The sequence below is a fragment of the Robertkochia sediminum genome (assembly GCF_016786255.1).
GTDB lineage: Bacteria > Bacteroidota > Bacteroidia > Flavobacteriales > Flavobacteriaceae > Robertkochia > Robertkochia sediminum.
Genome location: NZ_JADMKT010000078.1, coordinates 1 through 17,040, shown reverse-complemented (window position 1 = coordinate 17,040; position 17,040 = coordinate 1). Strand labels below are relative to the sequence as shown.

The window sequence follows — 17,040 nt, the reverse complement described above, 5'->3', positions numbered from 1 at the left end:
GAATTATAGATTTTAAATGATAAATTATAGATTATAAATTATAGATGATGGGTTATAGATTAGAATTTCTGTCTGGTTTACCATAGTAACAAATATGATCAAAAATCCGTTAATCCGAGGGTACTGAGGTCCCACGGCTGTTGGGATTCATAATGCAGGTGTCCTTTTTCTACCTTCAGTGGAGCTTTCACATTATTGGTGTACAAGCCGCCGGTTCCCAGTCCCTGGGGCATCGGATTGTGTTGCATAAACGTATACTGAGCTATGGCATTGAGGCCGATATTACTTTCGAGGGCACTGGTGATCCACCATCCGGCATTGACCTCCCCGGCCAGGTCGATCCATTGGGTCGTATCGGCATATCCGCCTATCAAACTAGGTTTCAAAATAATATACTGCGGTCTTATGTTCTCGAGAAGTTCCAGGCGATCTGCCTTATCAAAAACCCCTATCAATTCTTCATCAAGCGCAATGGGTAAGGGCGTGTTTTTGCAGAGTGCCGCCATGGCTTCTCCCTGTCCGGCCTTAATAGGCTGTTCGATAGAATGAAGGTCCAGTTTACTTAGAATTTCCAGCTTTTGCAATGCTTCTTCAGGACTGAAGGCACCATTGGCATCCACCCTGAGTTCGATGGTATCTGCAGGGAAACGCTCGCGTATGCCTTTTAAGAGCTTAACCTCTTTATCGAAGTCTATAGCTCCGATCTTCATCTTTATGCAATCAAATCCCTGATCGAGCTTGGCTGCGATCTGTTCCGCCATAAAAGCCTCTTCCCCCATCCAAATGAGGCCGTTAATATTTATGGACTGTTCACCTTGGGTAAAGGCTGAAGGAAAAAGGGTGAACATATCATCAGACCGAAGTGAACGTAGAGCCTGTTCCCAGCCGAAAACGATGGAAGGAAAAGCTTTGAGCGCTGCTCTTATTTCCGCTTCATCCAAATGAATATTGTCACATAACCAGGCTAGTTTCCCTTCATAGTCCGGCCTGTCATCAATACTAAGACTACGCAGAATTCCGCATTCGCCTATCCCTTTATTACCTTCTGATTCGAGGGTGATAAACCAGGTTTCTTTGGTGGTGAGTATCCCCCGGGAAGTCCCGCTGGGTCGTTTAAAGTTCAGGTCGTACCTAAAGTAGTTTGCTTTCATCTACAATTCAATACTTTCACCTATCTCCAGCAACATCAGGTCTTTTCCCTTCTCGAAGAATTTTCGTTTCGCCTTTTCGTGGTCGATCTCGATATACCCGAAGGTATCGTAATGATATCCCAACACCTTATCACATGCTACAAAGTCTGAGGCGATAATGGCATCATCGATCCCCATGGTAAAGTTATCGCCAATAGGCAATATCGCAAGATCGAGTTTGGTTTGCATCGGAATAAGTTTCATATCCATGGTCAGCGCGGTGTCTCCGGCTATATAGATATTACGATGCTCCCCTTCGATAACAAATCCGCCGGGCTGTCCGCCATAGCTACCATCAGGAAAAGAAGAGGTATGTATGGCATTTACATATTTTATCTTACCAAAATCAAACTCCCAGGATCCACCGTGATTCATAGGGTGCGCCTCCAGGCCTTTATTTCCGTACCAAGTTGCGATCTCATAATTAGAAACCACTACTGCTCCGGTATTCTTTGCGATACGTTCTACATCAAAGATATGATCCTGATGGGCATGGGTGAGCAAAATATAATCGGCTTTTATGGCATCGACATCTATTGCTGCGCTCTTTTCATTGGGTGTAATGAACGGATCAACAACCAGCGAGGTGCCGTTGATCTCGATCCCCAGGGCAGCATGCCCGTAGAAGGTGATCTTCATAAAGAGGTGATTTAAATTGGTTCAGGTTAAAAGTAGTAAAATTTTTAACCAAAATTAAACCAGAAGTGTGCTCCTTTAGCCTGTGTATCGATAGCCAGTTCTGAACGCAGCTGATTGGCCAGACGCTTGATCAAACGCAAGCCCATAGAGCCTTTAGAGGTTTGCTCGAAGTCAGCCGGAAGTCCCTTACCATCGTCGCGGTATTCGAACTTGTAATGCTCCCCATCCTTATGAAGGGTGATGTTGATATTACCCTTTTTATTCTCAGCGAAGGCGTATTTATAGGAGTTAGACACCAGCTCATTGAGGATGAGTCCGATAGGTATCGCGCGATCTACGTCCAGCTCGGTCTTTTCGGCATCGATATGAATAGTGATATCATAGCCTTCTTTTTTGAAAACCGACTGTATACTGGCAATAAGCGATTCGATATACTCCTGCATCCAGATCACCGACAGGTCGTCGTTTTGATATAGTTTCTGGTGGATCAGCGCCATGGCACGCACCCTGCTCTGCCCTTCCTTAAGGGCATTAATAGCGGCTTGGCTACGGGTGTTCTTGGACTGAAGACTCATCAAACTCGAAACCATCTGCAGGTTGTTCTTTACGCGGTGGTGGATCTCTTTCAGCAGGGAATCTTTCTCTACCAGTGAAGATTCAATGATCTGTTTCTGATCTTCGATAAGCCTCTTGTTCTTAACACTCTTCATATAGGCTACGATAAGGGCCACAACACAAAGTAGACTAAACAACAAGGCGACAATGCTCAGGTAAATGATCTTATCCCGTTCGATAAGCTCGTTTTCATTGCGCTCCAGGTCCATGCGTTGCTTTTCAAGCACCCTTTTGGTTTGCTGGTCGATATCGAAGGCCACGAACTGTCCGAGCAATTGCTTACCCATGACCGATTTCTCTAAAGAATCGCTTCCCTTGGAGTATTTCGCAAGGTACGTGGCCGCATTCTTCACATCTCCAGCCTCCAGGAAATGATCGGCCTTAAGATGGTAGTAACGTATCTTGGTTGATGGTGCCAGCGGTCCGGCTTGAGCAACACTATCCAAATAGAGCTTCGACATTTCAAGACGATCTACTTTGAGGTAGCTTTCTGCCAGGTCGGTCCAGTATCCAACAGCATGATAGGGATACTTTCCTTTTTCAAAACGCTTGCCACTACTCACCCCTTGCTCGAGGTAAGGAATAGCTTCAAGATGCCTCCCTTGCACCAGCAGGCAACGGCCTATTCCACCGAGGATCTGTCCTCTTAAGAAAAGAGCCTCCTGAAATTCTTCAGGATCGTTTACCCCCTGGGTATTGATATACTCCTCAATAAGCGATAGGGCTTCTTCGTATTCTTTGACTGCGGTAAGGGTTAAGCGTCCGTCAAGCCTTTTAAAATCGGCTCGATCCTTGTAATACCTCGCCAACCGGATCACGCCGGCTTTCATAACCTCCTGTTTTGGGTTGCGTATCTCGTAGTCTATAAGTGCCTGTCTGTACAATCCAAGGTCGGCATAAACCGTGTAGAGTTCCACCTTCTCTCCAAGTCGTTCCTGGGCTTTACGTACTTCCAATTGTTTCTGGAACAATTGCATTTCAGAATAGATACGATCGGCCACTTTAAGGAGTTGCCGTTTTACTTTCAGATCCAGGTTCGCCTCATCGGCCAAAAGTTTATCGGCGAGATAAGCCCCTTTCTCGTAACTGCCAATATCCTCATAGATCTGGCAAAGCATGGTTTCGTAATAGGGTCTGGAAATCGGGTCTTCGGCAATATTGATACGCTTAATGATCGTCTCGATGTTCTCTTTCCAGCGATAAGCAGAAACACCGGTGTATTTCTGTTGCTTCGTAAAGAATAGATCAAAACGCTCCTCGGCAGTCTCCAGGGCCATAAAAGCAGAATAGGCGTCTTGGGATTGTGCGTTTGCCTCAGATGGCTGTCCGATGCTTAAGATCAGGGCCAGGATGAGCAAAAAAGGTGTCGTATGGTAGGTCAGGTTCCTCAATGCTATAATCTTCAGTAAAAAGGCTCCAGAGGCAAATAGCTTCAGGATCCGGGTTTGGGGTGCGCTGTACCAATATAGGGCAATTTTACAGCAGTGTAAACTTAATCCTTTCCATTTCGATGAATAAACTTTTGTTGTATAACGAACCAAAGCTGTGGTGAATTACAGACCCGATGAAAGGTGCTGTTTGCAGGGCTGCCTGAGGGCTTCTTGAAAAAAGGGAGAAAGAGCTGATCTGGAATGAAATAAAGAAGGTAGCCAAGGTAGGGATCAGGCAAAAAAAAACGAGTTTTAAGGGGCTTCTTAAAACTCGTTCAGGAGCATCATTATGAAACAAGATTGTTATATGATGATCAACTCTTAAATATCAACACTGCTAATATATGTCAGATCGGTAAGTCTCAGAAATCTATGTTGCGAAGGTGCGGAATTTTGTGGTGAAACCTAAATAAGTTTCAAGAAGCGCAATATCAAGGTTGTTTCCGAGGGTGTACCTCCCCCCTATCGTATAGCTACGAACAGGCTGCTGTCATTAATGATATGGAAGCGCGTAAGTGGATGGGAGAAGGGCAAAAAAAAGTCCCGGGGGGCACCGGGACGATCTTTTTCAAAAAACATTTCTGTAGGTTATCGAACGGGTCGACTTGGGTTTGTTAATGATCACAATCTTTGGGGCGCTGTGTCAATAACTAAAATTGTTAACAGGGCTAATATATAGACACTTAGGCTTGCTCCAAACTTTATGTTGCGAGCATAAGCGGAAGCGTTGTCAAAAGCAAAAGCGACGTTGTTTGCAGTTTGAAAAACTAACTGTAGGGTTACCTAAGTGATTTGAGGTGTTGGGGTTATGGGGTTATACGGTTACGAAGTTACGGGGTTACGGGGTTACGGGGTTACGGGGTGACGGGGTTACGGGGTGACGGGGTTACGGGGTTACGGGGTTACGGGGTTACGGGGTTACGAAGTTACGGGGTTACGGGGTTACGAAGTTTCGGGGTTACGGGGTTACGGGGTCACGAAGTTACGGGGTTACGAAGCTTTACCCTTCGAAGCTTAGCGTAGGAGTGCTTTACCCTTTCACACTCCGTAGCTTTAGCGAAGAAGGGCTTTACCCCTTTACCAAAAAAAAAAGAGCCCCAGCAACGCTAAAGCTCTTTCTTGTAAATCCATTATGTAGGTTAAATGTTCCGGCAGATCCGGGAATGATTTACTGATAACAATTTTGGGGCGCTGATATCAGTTTCAAATTAACAACAGTACTAATATAAAACTGATAATCAATCAATTAAAACATATGTTGTAAGACATTGGACTGTTGTGGTTTAGGCTGGATTTCATGTTGTTAGATGAAAAGAGAAAAGAGAAAAGAATAAAGAGAAGAGATAAAAATGGGTTCTAGGGATGCGGGAAGGGAGATGTGAGAAGCGAGCGGGAATGGTGAATAGGGAAATAGGGAAATAGGGAAATAGGGAAATATGGAAATAGGGAATGGAGAAGCGAGAAATGGAGATCTAATGAAGAGCCTCTATCCTAAATTCCCATTGAGAGTACCCTGGATAGCGTCGGCTTCACTTGCATGCCAAATATAGTGCGGCCAAAAAAAAAGCCCCTTTGGGCTTGGGGCTCTTTTTTTTCTTAACTGCATAAAGCAGAAGTTAAGTAGGGCATGATTTGAGTAAGCTTTACTGAAACATTATTTGGGGCACTGTATCAGTAATCATTTAATAACATTGCTAATATACCAACACAATGGTTCCTGTTCAAATATATGTTGCCACCGAATGAAGTTTTGTGGTTAAGGACTGTTTTGGTGATGTAAGTGGGGATGTGGGGATGTGGGGAAATGGGGATGTGGGGAAATGGGGAGGTGGGGAGATGAGAAAATGGGGATGTGGGGATGTGGGGATGTGGGGAAATGGGGATGTGGGGATGTGGGGATGTGGGGATGTGGGGATGTGGGGAATATTTAAAACAAAAAAAGTTCCGGCATGGCCGAAACTCTTTTTATTTGAACATGGAATTTAGCAAAGGCTAAATTAGATTTGATCCGGGCAGGATCTGCCAATAAGCATCCGAAGATGTCATATCAGCTCTGAATTAACAACGGCGCTAATCTAAAAGAGTACATGCGCTATTGAAAACTTATGTTGAGAGTCGGCTGGTTCATGTGGTCAAGGCAAAGAATACTGTGGCGATCGACAAAGTAGCCCTTAACGACCTCAAATACACCTTTAAAAACATATATGGCTAATGGTAAACCAGAGCACCGGGATCATCCCCTAACCCACTATCGGCGTGGCATACCAGGGAGAACAGGTCTTCCCTCCCATTGGCAGCATTCCCATTAAATAAAAAAGAGCTCCAGTCTAAACTGAAACTCTTTTTTCGTAAATCCATTGGCGTAGGTAAGCCTTAGCGTTGATCTGGGAATGTGTTTACTGAAAACATATTTTGGGGCGCTGTGTTCAGTAGTATTTTTTCAACACTGCTAATATAGATCAGGATAACCTATCTCTAAAACATATGTTGCCACCAATACCGGTTCTGTGGTTTAATGAAGGTTTGTTGTTGTTTGAAGCGCGCAAGACTGGTAGGCTATAAGCAGTAGGTAGTAGGTAGTAGGCTGTAAGCCTTATTACGTATTACGTATTACCTGTTACTTGTTACCTTTGTCACCCCTGTTAACTCTTCACCTCTTCACCTCTTCACCTCTTTACCTCTTTACGCTCCGTAGCTTTAGCGAAGAAGGGCTTCATCCATAAAAAAGCCCCGGCATAACCGAGGCTCTCTTTCAATTTACATTAAAAACTATTTTTAGGAGTTCATATTTGACAATACGAAATCTCTAAAATCTTTTGAGATCGGAATGGTTTCCCCATTGATCACGATATCTCTGGTATTGATGGCCTGGATGTGTTCCAGGTTAACGATATACGATTTATGAGCTCTGAAGAACTGATGAGAAGGCAATTTTTCGATATAATCTTTCATGGCAGAGCGTACCAGGTAGCTCTTGTCTTTTGTATGCACTTCCAGATATACGTTATCTGCTTTCACGTAATGAATATCGTCAAAAGCTATACGATGGTAATGCTGATTCTTCTTCACGAAGATCGAATTTCGCAAAATGGTATTGCTCTCGCCTCCTTTTTCCTTTTCTGCTGCAGGGGCCGCTGCCGCCTGGTCATTAAAATTACATAAGGCGATCTCTATGGAAGTAAAGAGGTCTTGCTGCTCGAAAGGCTTTACCAGGTAACCATTAGGCTTAACCGATTTTGCATTCTCCACGGTAGCTTTGTCCGAATTGGAGGTCACAAAAATAAACGGAATGTTCTTGTTTTCTCTGATGTACTTACCGATATCGATACCGGTCTTTTCCGTTGCAAGCATAATATCAAGCAAGGCGAGGTCAACGTCGTTATTCTCCAGGGCTTCCACGGCACTTTCGTAATCAACAACGTTCGCGACAATGTTGTAGCCGATCTCTTCGAGCATAGATTGCATATCATCTGCGATGATCACATTGTCTTCAACAATCAGAATTTTGATGAGTTGATCCAAGATAGTTGTGTGTGTTAGTTTGGGCTTTTAAAGTAGTAAAAAAATATTAAAACTAATAAAAAACAACAAAGAAAACAGGAAAGTACTTACAGCCAACTTCTTAAGCTCCGGATCTACGGCCTCATCCTCCTTAATTCCATTGAAACGCTTAAGGTGTAACCCCAACGGAAGGTATGAAAACGTCAGAAGGAGGTTCCAGGGGCTCGAAAAATTAACGATTAGGTATATGAGTGAGGCCAGAATGGCAACGATCACCAGCAAATTATGATACCTCCTTGCCCGCTTCGAACCGAGCTTTACCACCAGGGTATTCTTACCAGACCGTTCGTCACTTTTCCGGTCGCGAATATTATTGAGATTTAGCACCCCAACGCTTAGGAGTCCGATGGTCACTGCGGGTAACCAAACATCCCATGCCAGGCGTTGTTCATACAGAAAATAACTCCCCACCACACTTACGAGTCCGAAGAACACGAACACGAACACATCTCCGAGTCCGCGATACCCATAGGCCGACGAACCAACGGTGTATTTGATCGCAGCAGCTACGGCCGCCACCCCCAGCACAAAAAAGAACAAGGCGTAGAAGAACTGATCCTGACCAAAGGATGTATAAATAAGGATGAGGGCAGCTATAAGGGTTAACAAAGCAGTGATCACCACCGTTCGTTTCATAGCGCGGGCACTTATCGCTCCGCTTTGTAAGGCGCGTTGAGGCCCAACCCTTTCCTCATTATCGGTTCCCTTAACACCATCGCCGTAATCATTGGCAAAATTAGAAAGCACCTGCAGTCCGATGGTCGTCACGATCGCCCATAAAAAAACAGGCCATCGAAAAGCACCTTCGGCAGTGGCCATAGCAGTACCGGCTATGATACCCGAAACCGATAACGGCAATGTACGCAGGCGGGCGGCATCGATATAGGCCTTTACGTTACTCATAAGCAAGGGGATCAATAATTTTAAGCCGTTTATCTTTTTTGTAAGACACCACGAAGGCGTTTTTAAATCCGAGATCGATCAAGGCCTTTCGCAGTTGCCGGGCATCTTTAACATCTGTAAACCTCCCCATGGTGTATTTGGTATAGGGCAGATCCTTGTAAATATTCAGGTTCATGAGCTCTTCCGACACCAAGGGCACCCTCTCTTTAACCAGTGCTGCTACCTGCACGGTATAGACCACCTCATCGTCCAGGGCGCGGTAATCTAAAGACTCCAAGGTATGCTTCAATCGGTTCACTTCCTCAGACCGTCCATCCAGGGCTTCTTGTAGTTGCACCCATTGTTGTTGCTCCAGGATCACCTTGTTCTCGGCCTGGAAATGCGTTTCATTATAAAAAACTCCCGGCTTGGTTATAAACAGGCTGAGACTTGCAGCGAGGATAAGAATTAACAGTGCAAGACACCAGGCAAGGCGTGTGGTACGCTGCCTGTATGTTTTATTCAATTCGCGTTGTCTTTTTACTTCCTCGGCTAGTCGCTGCTCTGATAGCTCCTTCTCCTCCAAATGCCGATGAATATCAATTAAATGCTTCTCTTCAACAAAGGGCATGGTATGATCTTAGGGGTACAAAAAATTACGGGATCCACTTAATGTGCTTAAAGTCCGGTTTGCGCTTCTCCAGGAAGGCATTTCTTCCTTCTTTGGCCTCCTCGGTCATATAGGCAAGTCGTGTAGCCTCACCTGCAAACACCTGTTGCCCTACCATCCCATCGTCGGTAAGGTTAAAGGCGAATTTAAGCATCTTGATAGATGTTGGCGATTTCGCGAGGATCTCCTGCGCCCACTCATAAGCTGTTTGCTCCAGGTCATCATGTGGTACCACGGCATTGACCATTCCCATTTCATAGGCCTCCTGAGCCGAATAATTTCTACCGAGGAAGAAGATCTCACGGGCGCGCTTCTGCCCTACCATCTTGGCGAGGTAAGCCGAACCATAACCACCGTCGAAACTGGTAACATCGGCATCGGTTTGCTTAAAGATCGCGTGCTCCTTACTGGCGAGGGTCAGATCGCAGGTTACGTGAAGACTGTGACCACCACCAACAGCCCATCCAGGAACTACGGCAATAACCACCTTAGGCATAAAACGCATCAGGCGTTGCACTTCGAGGATGTTCAGTCTTGGCATACCATCATCGTCTACATACCCCTGATGGCCGCGGGCATTCTGATCGCCTCCACTACAGAAAGAGTACACACCGTCTTTGGTCGAAGGGCCTTCAGCAGAAAGCAACACCACGCCGATAGAGGTGTCTTCGCGCGCATCGAGAAACGCTTCAAAAAGCTCCCCTACGGTCTTTGGGCGAAAGGCATTGCGCACATTCGGACGGTTAAAAGCGATACGGGCAACCCCACCGCTCTTCTTATAGGTAATATCTTCGTATTCTTTTACAGTTTTCCATTCCGGAGTTGGTATCTGGCTCATGGTCAAATTTTGTTTGTCAATTTAAAAATATTCTTTCAAATAAGAACAGGGAGCCTACAGGCTGTAGATCCCGTCTTCTTCGATACGTATACGTTTTTGCTTATAGAGCACCCCTATGGCTTTCTTATAGCTCTTTTTACTCATCCCAAGTTTTTCCTTGATGAGCTCCGGGTCGCTTTTATCGTGAAGGTTGAGGAAACCGTGATGCTCCTCGAGTACCTCCAGTACCTTTTCGGCACTAGGCTCGAGGTTCTTGAATCCGATCTTCTCCAGGGAGATATCCAGCTTCTTATCGTCTCTCACCTTTTTCACTACCCCGGTAAGACGTTCGCCCAGGTGTAGTTTCTTATAGATCTCATCTTTATATACGAGACCCTTGTATTTGCCGTTAACGATCATCTCGGTACCGAGGTCGGTATAGCGATACACCATGAGTTCGACCTCATCAAAACGCTCGAGGGTCATCTGGCTGTTATCCAGAAAACGATCGGTCTTGCTGCTGGCAACGAGGCGTCCGGTCTTAGGGTCTTCGTACATATAGACCATATACCACTTACCCGGCTCCATCTTTCTGGCTTGCTCTTTAAAAGGCACAAAGAGATGCTTTTCCATACCCCAATCTAAAAATGCACCGTATTCGGTAACATCGGCCACCTTGAGAAGGGCGAAACTATTGATCGTGATCTTGGGTTTGATGGTTACAGCCACCGGACGCTCCTCGTGATCGAGGTAGCAGAATACGTTAATAGAATCGGCGATCTCGTAATGCTCGGGAACGTATTTGTTGGGTAAGAGGATCTCATTACCATCTTCATCACCCAAAAACAGGCCCACCGAAGTATGCCGCAGAATATTCAGGGTATTGTAATCTCCTAGTTTTATCATAAGGCAAAAGTAGTTAAAAAAGGGGGATAATATTATGAGGTTATGAGGTTATGAGGTTATGAGGTTATGAGGTTATGAGGTTATGAGAGAAGGGAGTTGTTAGTTGTTAGTTCTTAATTGTTAGTTGTGGAGAATTTAAAATCTATCCTTACCAATTACCCGTCTACCGGCCTACCTGTCTACCGGTCTACCTGTCTACCGGTCTACCCTTTATCGGCTAAAAACCTGAAATACCCCAGCAGCACCTCATCATTCACCGTTGACGGGGTAAAGATCTCGAGAAGTTTCGGGGCATTGGACGGATTATAGAAATATGCGAGTTGTGCGGCTACTTCATCTTCAGAAGAAGCGTGGTAATATTCGAGTCCGAAAGTCTCACAGATCCCTTTAGCGTTAAGGTTATGGGTAGTTTCGAAGTATTTGGAAAAACGTTCCGAGTTCTTATCCCCGGGAAGAATGCGGAAGATCCCTCCTCCCCCATTGTTCACTACGATAATACGGAAGTCCTTACGCAGGTAATTATTCCACAGGGCGTTCGAATCGTAGAAAAAGCTCAGGTCTCCGGTTACCATGAGTGTTGGATGTGCATCATGTAGTGCTGCTCCAACTGCTGTACTGGTGCTTCCGTCGATACCGCTGGTGCCGCGGTTACAGAAAACCTTTAGGGATGGAACGAGACGGAAGAGTTGTGCATAGCGAATGGTCGAACTGTTGCTAAGCTGCAGATTGTATCCTGAAGGCACCTGCTTGAGCACCTGCTCATAAACCTTAAAGTCGCTGAACACCATTTGCTTCATATACGCCTTATGTCCTTCGGTACGATCTTCGCGAATACCCTCCCAGAACGGAAAGTAATCACTGGCCACCGTATGAACCTGCGGCAGGAATTGCTTCAGAAATGTGGATATATCAGTTTGCACATGGTGCTTCAGGCAGAAGTACGTATCGTAGGCCTTTTTCGCATCGATATGCCAATGGTGCTTGGGCTGATATTTTCGTAAGAACGCCTTCACCTTTTTCGAGACCACCATCCCCCCAAAGGTCAACAGTACCTCAGGTTGTAATTTCTCCCAGAGCAAGGCGCTATCCTCGCGCTTCTCCAGGGGGGCGATGAGCTTATCGATAAAAGGAAATGCCCGGTCATGATGCAGGTTAGCTGTTGTTTCTGTAAGTAATACGACCGAATCATCCTCAACGAGTTTATTCAGGAGCTCCTGTTCCAACGACCCCGGAGGCAACACCCCAACCATAACGATCTTTCGGTTAGCAGTATTCCACACCTCCGCCAGAGCTTTGAGGTTTTCTTCAAAAGTATGCGCTTTAGGTTGGGCCTCGATCACTTGCGGACTTACGCTCAGGGTGTTTACTTTATTGTACAGTGGTTCCTCAAAAGGTGCATTGATATGCACAGGACCCTGACCGGTAAGGGCCGTATTCAACGCCTTGTTGAGCTCTGCTTCGTTATAGCGCTGTATCTCCTGCTGTCTTTCGAGATCGAGATCGTCTGTAGCCTGATGCATGCCTGTGGGAAGGGTATCCTGGTCCCGTAGCAGCGGATTCGCATCTTTTCTGATGTCTTGTTTCAGATTGGCAGAATAAAGAATATGTCGGTCAAAGATATAGTCCTGCCTAATGGTTTGTCCGTCCCCAATATCGATACGATACGAAGGCCTGTCGGCAGAGATCACCAGCAAAGGGATATCACTGTAAAACGCCTCAGAAACCGCCGGATAATAATTAAGTAATGCAGAACCCGAAGTACACACCACAGCCACCGGCGCTTTTTGCTGCATGGCCATCCCCATGGCAAAAAAGGCAGCGCTGCGCTCATCGACAATACTGTAGGTAGAAAAATAGTCGTCGGAGGTGAAGCCAATAGTGAGCGGTGCATTCCTACTCCCCGGGGAGATCACAATATGCCGGATCCCTTTGGCCTTACAGAGCGTAACGATGGTTTGTGCAAGCGGAATTTCAGGGTATATCATTTAGGAAATTATGAATGGTGAATTATTGATTATAAATTATAGATGATAGATTATAAATGGTGAGTGGTGAATTATGAATGGTGAATTATTGATTATAAATTATTGATTATAAATTATAGATGATAGATTATAAATGGTGAGTGGTGAATTAGAACTATAACAACAGTCTTTACTCTTTACTCTTTACTCTTTACTCTTTACTCTTTACCCCTTCACCCTCCGGAGCTTCAGCGAAGGAGGGCTTTACCTCTTTACCTTCTCCACAAATTTACTCAAAGACTGAAGCAATGCCAACAAGCGCCTAAAGAATTCGCAAGCCGTAGGATAAACGGAGGTATAAACTTGAGATCCATTTCCCCATTTCCCCATTTCCCCATTTCCCCATTTCCCGATTTCCCTACTTCCCTACTTCCCTACTTCCCTACTTCCCTACTTCCCTACTTCCCTACTTCCCGGCTCCCCGGTTAAAGCACCGCCATCATGGTCTTACTCTTATTTACGGTTTCCTCCCATTCGGCCTCCGGGTTGGAGTCGGCTGTAATACCTCCACCAACGTAAATATGGTAATGATCGGGGGTGATCTCCATACAGCGCAGATTCACAAAAAGTCGTGTTTCATCCCGATAGTCCACAGGCCCCAGGTAGCCTGTATAATAGCCGCGGTCATATCCTTCATGATCCAGAATGAACTCCCGGGCCCTTTCCTTCGGGAGTCCGCATACTGCCGGGGTGGGATGCAATACGGCAATGATATCGTCTAATGGAATCCTCCCTTCGCGAAGTTGGGCTGTTATGGGGGTAAGCAAATGCAATAAGCGTCCGGCCTTTACCGTGGTCGTAGTTCCGGCTTTGGACGAGACCGTATAGGCATCAATGCTTTTCAAGATGGAACGGGTCACCATAGCCTGCTCTTCCTGCTCCTTAGCCCCCCATGAAACCTCAGTGGTTCCATTAAAGGGTTGTGTACCGGCAAGGGACATGGTATGCAGGGTGCTACCATTTACCTGTAATAAGGTCTCAGGCGTAGCGCCCATCCACATGCCCACTTGAGGATGATACCACAGATAACGAAAAGCATCGGGATAGGTATACAGCAATCGCATGAACACCTCCAGGGTATGGCTCTGCTTTCTTTCCAAACTGATCTTCCTTGAGAGCACCACCTTTTCCATGGTTTTAGAGGTCAATTCCTCCAGCGCTCTGGCTACGAGGGATATATGTTTAGCTCTGTCCAAAAGGTCTTCCTGAGGCACGGGGGCTGCACTTCCCTTCTGCTTATCCCCTTCCTCCGATAGTACCACCTTATAAATGCTATGGGGAGGAATGATCACCTTAGGCGCATCTCCGGAAAAGGGTGCAAATACGAATCCGCTTTCCATCCCTTGTTTCCACGTGATCAATTCTTCAGAATCCTGCTGAAACACCTGAAGCTCCCGTTCCCCGGGATAACAGAACGCCACAAAGGGAGTGGCATCCTCCAGGGATCTGTGAAGGATATGTAAGAGCGCATCGACATCCATGGGGCTTAGGCTTTTTTAGGCAGGGAGATGGTCGTTAGCTTACAGGCAGAAACCAGGTTTCCTTCCTCATCGGTTACCTTAATATCCCATAATTGGGTGGTTCTCCCCTTATGTAAAAAACGGGCCGTGGCATATACGTATCCGGAACGTACGGAGCGCACGTGGTTGGCAGCGATCTCCACCCCTCGCACCATGACCTTAGCGGCATCGAGAAAAATAATAGAAGCGGCACTACCCACACTTTCGGCCAGGGCTACGGTAGCACCACCGTGGAGTACGCCATCAGGCTGATGCACTTTGGGCGATACCGGCATACGTGCCGTTAGAAAATCGTCACCTATATCGGTATAGGTGATCTCCAGGGTTTCCATCAGGGTATTTTTGCAGATGCTGTTACATTGCTCGAGGAGCGCTTCTTTGGTCATAGGGTATATGCTATTTGAAGGTAAAAATACAAATCATAGGGTTACGATGATTTCCCTTAGCAGAATTCTTAGTGATGTCATGATCATACATGCGAATATTTCGCTAAAACAAATACCGAAATCTCCTTTAAAAATTACAGTAAGCCCCGATTAAACAAATCATAAATCGTTAACACAGTATTGATTAGTGATGACGGTCAGCGTTTATACCCCTTTATTTTGATACCTTTTATACGTATTAACCAATAAAACGTACCACAATGAAAAAGTTCTTGCTAGTTTTCTTGATTCTGGGCATCACTGCACCATTAATGGCGCAAGACATAGAGCTGTCTGAGGTGGTGGTAACTCCGGCGAATTACAAATATCTTACAGCAGTAGACAACCAGGAAGCTGCTGTTCCGGTAAAACTACTGGAGCAAAAGGTAGCCAATTACGACCTGATGCATTCTGATATTTACGATGATTCTTACGCAACGTACACCGTATCCTTTTACATTCCCGAAGGGAAGATCGTAGCTGCCTACGATGGTGAAGGAAACATTATTCGTACGATCGAACGATTTGACAACACAAAATTACCTGATGCGGTTCGAGACGCCGTTGTAGAGCGTTTCCCCAACTGGATAATGGCCGACAATTCTTTTAGGGTAACCTATCACAACAAAAAAGGTGTCAACCACAAGGGGTATAAGATCACCCTGAAGAATGGTGACCAGGTTCTCAAAGTAAAAGTTGACGCTGACGGAAATTTTATGTAAGTTTATTTTTACTAACAGGGGTTTATGAACATCCGCCTTGTTAATTGAAATCCCCCGGACACCGCTCCGGGGATTTTTTTGGCCAGATCACTACCTCCAGGACTGTAAATTACTTCGAGAACCTCTTCCGCTCAAGCCCAAGGCGTGACCACCTTCCCCTGGGAGGGGAAGAAAAACGGTCCCTTAAATGACTGCTTTTACACCATAGGGAAAAAAGGCATCTTCCTTTACTACTTTTCCCTTCGTAGCTTTAGCGAAGAAGGGCTTTACCCTTGTTACCCTTGTTACCCTTGTTACCTCTTCACCTCTACACCTATTACTGACTCCGCCTGATATAGGTTGCCTTTTTTCACAACCTTTTTAAACGATGAAAAAAGTAGCAACTAAGAGGACTTTTGATCTGGATCTGAAATTGGATCTGGTCAAGCAAATTGAATCTGGAAAAGTAGGCGTAAGTCAAGTGTCCAGGATTTATCAGGTAAGCCCTGCGGCCATTTATAAATGGTTACGGAAATATTCCGATCTTTATAAAAATCAAACCCGAGTCGTGGTGGAAAAGAAGAGTATTTCTCAAAAGAACAAAGAGCTTCAGCAGCGCATAGCGGAGTTGGAGCGTGCTTTAGGGCAAAAACAAATGCGGATCGACTACCTGGAGCAGGTGGTTGATGTGGCCTCTTCTGAACTAGGAGTGGATATTGAAAAAAAGTCCAAACGACGGTCATAGCGCGTTTTCGTGAGGACAAATCGTCGCATAGCTACAAGATGAACGATCTGTATGCTATGATAGGGATCACCAAACAGGCATTTTATAAGCGGTTAGCCCGTTCAAAAGCTCAGGAGGCTACCAAACGGTATGTCATAGCAATGGCTTCGGAGCTTCGAAAGGATCACACTAAAATGGGCTGTAGAAAGCTCTACGATGAGATCCGCCCCAAGGGAATGGGTAGAGATCGTGTGGAAGCATTGTTGCTTAATGAAGGCTTCAGGGTGCCCAGAAAACGCAGTTATCGCCGTACGACCTATGCTGGAGGATATCGATATGAAAATCTGTTATCGGGAAAGATGCTGAACGACAGACATCAGCTCTGGGTAAGCGATATCACTTATATCCCGGTAGGATATAAACAGTTTTACTATCTGACATTGATCCAGGATGTGTATTCAAAAGTGATCAAAGGCTGGTCCTTGTCCAAGACCATGGAGACGGAAGAAACGGTGCTTCCCAGCTTGAAAGATGCTTTAAAAGGTTTAAGTGAAAACGAGCGAAAGCAACTTGTTTTTCATTCTGATCGAGGCTCACAGTATGGAAGTAAGGAAATGAGAAGGCTATATGACATCTTTAAGATTAATCCGAGTATGGGAGGAAAAGCCTGGGAGAATGCTCATGCAGAATCTTTAAATGGTGTCTTAAAGAACGAGTACATCAACTTTGATAACATCAATATCAGTTTAACCCAGGCACGTTCATTAATGGATAAATGGATCTATCTTTACAATTATGAGCGCCCCCATGGTTCATTAAAAAACATGAAACCTATGGAATTTGAAAAACACCTTAAAAGCTTATCTGTAAAGCAAAGGGAAACATTAGAGATAAAATATTAACCCGAAATAGGGCAACCTTATTCAGGCATGCTCA

General features: G+C 45.3%; 15 protein-coding genes. 3 read left to right on the top strand and 12 right to left on the bottom strand.

Features of this window, described 5'->3' with window-relative positions:
• Nucleotides 1-98 precede the first annotated feature (98 nt).
• From IS446_RS11380 to IS446_RS11325, 12 genes are all read right to left on the bottom strand, one after another.
• Nucleotides 99-1,151: an o-succinylbenzoate synthase gene (locus IS446_RS11380; protein ID WP_203060804.1), complete on the bottom strand. Its 1,053-nt coding sequence runs from the start codon at nucleotides 1,149-1,151 to the stop codon at nucleotides 99-101.
• Nucleotides 1,152-1,829, bottom strand: coding sequence for a metal-dependent hydrolase (locus IS446_RS11375; RefSeq protein WP_203060802.1), 678 nt, complete (start codon nucleotides 1,827-1,829; stop codon nucleotides 1,152-1,154). It lies immediately after the preceding gene.
• Between the two features lie 44 nt (nucleotides 1,830-1,873).
• Complete coding sequence (locus IS446_RS11370) at nucleotides 1,874-3,835, bottom strand: sensor histidine kinase (protein WP_203060800.1); 1,962 nt, start codon at nucleotides 3,833-3,835, stop codon at nucleotides 1,874-1,876.
• Nucleotides 3,836-6,082: 2,247 nt separating this feature from the next.
• Nucleotides 6,083-6,232, bottom strand: coding sequence for a hypothetical protein (locus IS446_RS11365; RefSeq protein WP_203060798.1), 150 nt, complete (start codon nucleotides 6,230-6,232; stop codon nucleotides 6,083-6,085).
• 417 nt (nucleotides 6,233-6,649) lie between these two features.
• Entirely contained in the window at nucleotides 6,650-7,396 is a 747-nt protein-coding gene (locus IS446_RS11360; protein ID WP_203060796.1) for a LytR/AlgR family response regulator transcription factor, read from the bottom strand.
• A gap of 27 nt (nucleotides 7,397-7,423) precedes the next feature.
• Nucleotides 7,424-8,338: a 1,4-dihydroxy-2-naphthoate octaprenyltransferase gene (menA, locus tag IS446_RS11355; RefSeq protein WP_203060794.1), complete on the bottom strand. Its 915-nt coding sequence runs from the start codon at nucleotides 8,336-8,338 to the stop codon at nucleotides 7,424-7,426.
• Nucleotides 8,331-8,948, bottom strand: coding sequence for a hypothetical protein (locus IS446_RS11350; RefSeq protein ID WP_203060792.1), 618 nt, complete (start codon nucleotides 8,946-8,948; stop codon nucleotides 8,331-8,333). Before IS446_RS11350 ends, menA begins: the two co-directional genes overlap by 8 nt.
• A 25-nt stretch (nucleotides 8,949-8,973) precedes the next feature.
• Nucleotides 8,974-9,825, bottom strand: a complete 852-nt coding sequence (locus IS446_RS11345; RefSeq protein WP_203060790.1) for a 1,4-dihydroxy-2-naphthoyl-CoA synthase — start codon at nucleotides 9,823-9,825, stop codon at nucleotides 8,974-8,976.
• Between the two features lie 54 nt (nucleotides 9,826-9,879).
• Nucleotides 9,880-10,710 (bottom strand): CvfB family protein, encoded by an 831-nt coding sequence (locus IS446_RS11340; RefSeq protein ID WP_203060788.1) that lies wholly within the window; start codon nucleotides 10,708-10,710, stop codon nucleotides 9,880-9,882.
• Nucleotides 10,711-10,913: 203 nt separating this feature from the next.
• Nucleotides 10,914-12,695, bottom strand: coding sequence for a 2-succinyl-5-enolpyruvyl-6-hydroxy-3-cyclohexene-1-carboxylate synthase (gene menD / locus IS446_RS11335; protein WP_203060786.1), 1,782 nt, complete (start codon nucleotides 12,693-12,695; stop codon nucleotides 10,914-10,916).
• 464 nt (nucleotides 12,696-13,159) lie between these two features.
• Entirely contained in the window at nucleotides 13,160-14,215 is a 1,056-nt protein-coding gene (locus IS446_RS11330; RefSeq protein WP_203060784.1) for a chorismate-binding protein, read from the bottom strand.
• 5 nt (nucleotides 14,216-14,220) lie between these two features.
• Entirely contained in the window at nucleotides 14,221-14,640 is a 420-nt protein-coding gene (locus IS446_RS11325) for a PaaI family thioesterase (protein ID WP_203060782.1), read from the bottom strand.
• A 260-nt stretch (nucleotides 14,641-14,900) separates the two neighbouring features.
• Here IS446_RS11325 and IS446_RS11320 point away from each other — a divergent pair, with 260 nt between their 5' ends.
• From IS446_RS11320 to IS446_RS11310, 3 genes are all read left to right on the top strand, one after another.
• Nucleotides 14,901-15,401, top strand: a complete 501-nt coding sequence (locus tag IS446_RS11320; protein ID WP_203060780.1) for a nicotinate-nucleotide adenylyltransferase — start codon at nucleotides 14,901-14,903, stop codon at nucleotides 15,399-15,401.
• A 367-nt stretch (nucleotides 15,402-15,768) separates the two neighbouring features.
• Nucleotides 15,769-16,125 (top strand): transposase, encoded by a 357-nt coding sequence (locus IS446_RS11315; RefSeq protein WP_203057171.1) that lies wholly within the window; start codon nucleotides 15,769-15,771, stop codon nucleotides 16,123-16,125.
• Complete coding sequence (locus IS446_RS11310; protein WP_317192146.1) at nucleotides 16,122-17,006, top strand: IS3 family transposase; 885 nt, start codon at nucleotides 16,122-16,124, stop codon at nucleotides 17,004-17,006. The genes IS446_RS11315 and IS446_RS11310 overlap by 4 nt, the downstream gene beginning before the upstream one ends.
• Nucleotides 17,007-17,040: the final 34 nt, after the last annotated feature.

What these genes read in the sequence shown, in the direction of transcription:
- IS446_RS11380 (WP_203060804.1), bottom strand. Translation starts at nt 1,151, where the DNA reads ATGAAAGCAAACTACTTTAGGTACGACCTGAACTTTAAACGACCCAGC.
- IS446_RS11375 (WP_203060802.1), bottom strand. Translation starts at nt 1,829, where the DNA reads ATGAAGATCACCTTCTACGGGCATGCTGCCCTGGGGATCGAGATCAAC.
- IS446_RS11365 (WP_203060798.1), bottom strand. Translation starts at nt 6,232, where the DNA reads ATGGATTTACGAAAAAAGAGTTTCAGTTTAGACTGGAGCTCTTTTTTA.
- menA (WP_203060794.1), bottom strand. Translation starts at nt 8,338, where the DNA reads ATGAGTAACGTAAAGGCCTATATCGATGCCGCCCGCCTGCGTACATTG.
- IS446_RS11350 (WP_203060792.1), bottom strand. Translation starts at nt 8,948, where the DNA reads ATGCCCTTTGTTGAAGAGAAGCATTTAATTGATATTCATCGGCATTTG.
- IS446_RS11345 (WP_203060790.1), bottom strand. Translation starts at nt 9,825, where the DNA reads ATGAGCCAGATACCAACTCCGGAATGGAAAACTGTAAAAGAATACGAA.
- IS446_RS11340 (WP_203060788.1), bottom strand. Translation starts at nt 10,710, where the DNA reads ATGATAAAACTAGGAGATTACAATACCCTGAATATTCTGCGGCATACT.
- menD (WP_203060786.1), bottom strand. Translation starts at nt 12,695, where the DNA reads ATGATATACCCTGAAATTCCGCTTGCACAAACCATCGTTACGCTCTGT.
- IS446_RS11330 (WP_203060784.1), bottom strand. Translation starts at nt 14,215, where the DNA reads ATGGATGTCGATGCGCTCTTACATATCCTTCACAGATCCCTGGAGGAT.
- IS446_RS11325 (WP_203060782.1), bottom strand. Translation starts at nt 14,640, where the DNA reads ATGACCAAAGAAGCGCTCCTCGAGCAATGTAACAGCATCTGCAAAAAT.
- IS446_RS11320 (WP_203060780.1), top strand. Translation starts at nt 14,901, where the DNA reads ATGAAAAAGTTCTTGCTAGTTTTCTTGATTCTGGGCATCACTGCACCA.
- IS446_RS11315 (WP_203057171.1), top strand. Translation starts at nt 15,769, where the DNA reads ATGAAAAAAGTAGCAACTAAGAGGACTTTTGATCTGGATCTGAAATTG.